This window comes from Streptomyces flavofungini, from assembly GCF_041028215.1.
GTDB classification, from domain to species: Bacteria; Actinomycetota; Actinomycetes; order Streptomycetales; family Streptomycetaceae; genus Streptomyces; species Streptomyces flavofungini_B.
Window position 1 is genome coordinate 1 of record NZ_JASKYR010000892.1, and the last position, 2,762, is coordinate 2,762.

Here is a 2,762-nt window from a genome sequence, read left to right on the forward strand (position 1 = left end):
GCACTCCTTCCGGAGCCGTAAGCTGTATGGGCCACCTTTACGCCTTACCGGGGCCCCTCCCCCTCAGGGAGCCGCTCCGGCGCTTCAGCGGAGTCCACGTGCCCAGCCCCTACCGCGCCATCTTCGCCGCCCCCGGCACGAAGGCCTTCTCCACCGCCGGTTTCCTCGGCCGCATGCCGCTGTCGATGATGGGCATCGGCATCGTGACGATGGTGTCCCAGCTCACCGGGCGGTACGGCCTCGCGGGCGCGCTCTCGGCGACCGTCGCGCTCTCCGCCGCCGCGATCGGGCCGCAGATCTCGCGCCTGGTCGACCGGCACGGCCAGCGCCGGGTGCTCCGCCCCGCGACGCTGGTGTCCCTGGCCGCGGTGGCCGGACTGCTGCTCTGCGCCAAGTTCGAGGCGCCCGACTGGACGCTGTTCCTCTTCGCCGCGCTGGTCGGCTGCGTGCCGAGCGTCGGCTCGATGATCAGGGCCCGCTGGGCCGTGCTCTACCGCGACACCCCGCAGCTCCACACCGCGTACTCCTTCGAGTCCGTCGTGGACGAGGTCTGCTTCATCTTCGGGCCGATCATCTCGATCGGGCTCTCCACGGTGTGGTTCCCCGAGGCGGGCCCGCTGCTCGCCGGGGCCTTCCTCGCCGTGGGCGTCTTCTGGCTGACGGCCCAGCGAGCGACCGAGCCCGTCCCCCACTCCCGCGAACACCACACCGGCGGCTCGGCGTTGCGCTCCGGCGGTCTCCAGGTGCTCGTCGCCACCTTCGTCGCGACCGGCGCGATCTTCGGGGCGATCGACGTGGTCACCGTGGCCTTCGCCGAGGAGCACGGGCACAAGTCCATGGCGAGCCTGGTGCTCGCCGTCTACGCGCTCGGCTCGTGTCTCGCCGGAGCGGTCTACGGCCTGCTGCACTTCAAAGGGGCACCGGCCCCCAGGTGGCTGCTGGGTGTCTGCGCGATGGCCGTGAGTATGATCCCGCTGCAACTGGTCGGGAACCTGCCGTTCCTGGCCGTGGCGCTGTTCGTGGCGGGCCTCTCCATCGCCCCGACGATGATCACGACGATGGCCCTCGTCGAGCAGCACGTACCTCGCGCGAAACTGACCGAGGGCATGACCTGGGTGAGCACCGGGCTCGCGGTCGGCGTCGCGCTCGGCTCCTCCGCGGCCGGCTGGGTCATCGACTCCGCCGGTCCGGACGCCGGGTACGCGGTCCCGGGGGTCTCCGGAGCCGCCGCGGTCGTCTTCGGGTTCCTGGGGTATCGCCGGCTGAAGCGGCCGGTCCGGCAACTGAGGGGGACCCATGAGCACGGGAACGGGCACGGGCAGCGCGAGGAGCACAGCGGCGTGGCGTAACTGGGCGGGCAACGTCACGGCGCGCCCCGCCAGGGAGGTCACGCCCGCCTCGGTGGACGAGCTCGCCGACGCGCTGCGCGGGGCCAGACAGGACGGCCTCAGGGCCAAGCCCGTCGGCTCGGGGCACTCCTTCACCGCGACCGCGGCGACCGACGGCCTCCTCATACGCCCCGACCTGCTCACCGGCATCCGCCGCATCGACCGCGAGGGCGGCACGGTCACCGTGGAGGCGGGCACTCCGCTCAAGCGGCTGAACACGGCGCTCGCCCGCGAGGGCCTGTCCCTCACGAACATGGGCGACATCATGGAGCAGACGGTCTCGGGCGCCGTCAGCACCGGCACGCACGGCACGGGCCGTGACTCCGCGTCGATCGCCGCGCAGATCACCGCACTTGAGCTGGTCACCGCCGACGGGACGGTCCTCACCTGCTCGGCCGACGAGAATCCCGACGTCTTCGCCGCCGCCCGGATCGGGCTCGGCGCGCTCGGCGTCATCACGGCGATCACCTTCGCCGTGGAGCCGGTCTTCTACCTCACCGCCCGTGAGGAGCCGATGACCTTCGACCAGGTCACCTCCGAGTTCGACGCGCTCTTCACGGAGAACGAGCACTTCGAGTTCTACTGGTTCCCGCACACCGGCAACTGCAACACCAAGCGCAACAACCGCGGCCCGGGCCCCGCGACCCCGCCCGGCCGGATCAGCGCCTTCGTGGAGGACGAACTCCTCTCCAACGGCCTCTTCCAGGTGGTCAACACCATCGGCAGGGCCGTGCCCGCGACCATCCCCGGCATCGCCAGGATCTCCAGCAAGGCGCTCTCCGCGCGGACGTACACGGACATCCCGTACAAGGTCTTCACCAGCCCGCGCCGGGTGCGCTTCACGGAGATGGAGTACGCCGTTCCGCGCGAGGCCCTGGTGGAGACGCTGCGCGAGCTGAAGGCGATGGTGGACCGCTCACGGCTGCGGATCAGCTTCCCCGTGGAGGTCCGTACGGCGCCCGCCGACGACATCGCGCTCTCCACGGCCTCGGGCCGGGAGAGCGCGTACATCGCCGTCCACATGTACAAGGGCACGCCGTACCAGGCCTACTTCACGGCCGCCGAGCGGATCTTCACCGCCCATGAGGGACGGCCGCACTGGGGCAAGCTGCACACGCGCGACGCGGAGTACTTCGCCACGGCCTACCCCCGCTTCGCCGAGTTCACCGCCCTGCGCGACCGCCTCGACCCCGACCGGCTGTTCGGCAACGACTATCTGCGGCGGGTCCTCGGCGACTGACCGGCGCCTACGGAGTGGGGGTTCCGCCCTGCTCCGGCTCCTCACCGCTGCCGTCTCCGCTGCCGTTTCCGTTGCCGGTTCCGCTGGACGGGGTGGGCTTCGGGGGCGTGGTCGGCGTCGGGTCCGTCTTGGAG

General features: G+C 71.3%; 2 protein-coding genes. Both read left to right on the forward strand.

The genetic code is table 11. The features are described 5' to 3' along the window. Nucleotides 1–98 precede the first annotated feature (98 nt). A complete protein-coding gene (locus tag AB8Z36_RS36110) occupies nt 99–1,349 on the forward strand; it encodes an MFS transporter (RefSeq protein WP_369217618.1) in 1,251 nt (416 codons plus the stop codon). Next, the gene (locus tag AB8Z36_RS36115) at nt 1,297–2,628 is read left to right on the forward strand and encodes a D-arabinono-1,4-lactone oxidase (RefSeq protein ID WP_369217619.1); all 1,332 of its coding nucleotides are present in this window, start codon (nt 1,297–1,299) and stop codon (nt 2,626–2,628) included. The genes AB8Z36_RS36110 and AB8Z36_RS36115 overlap by 53 nt, the downstream gene beginning before the upstream one ends. Nucleotides 2,629–2,762: the final 134 nt, after the last annotated feature.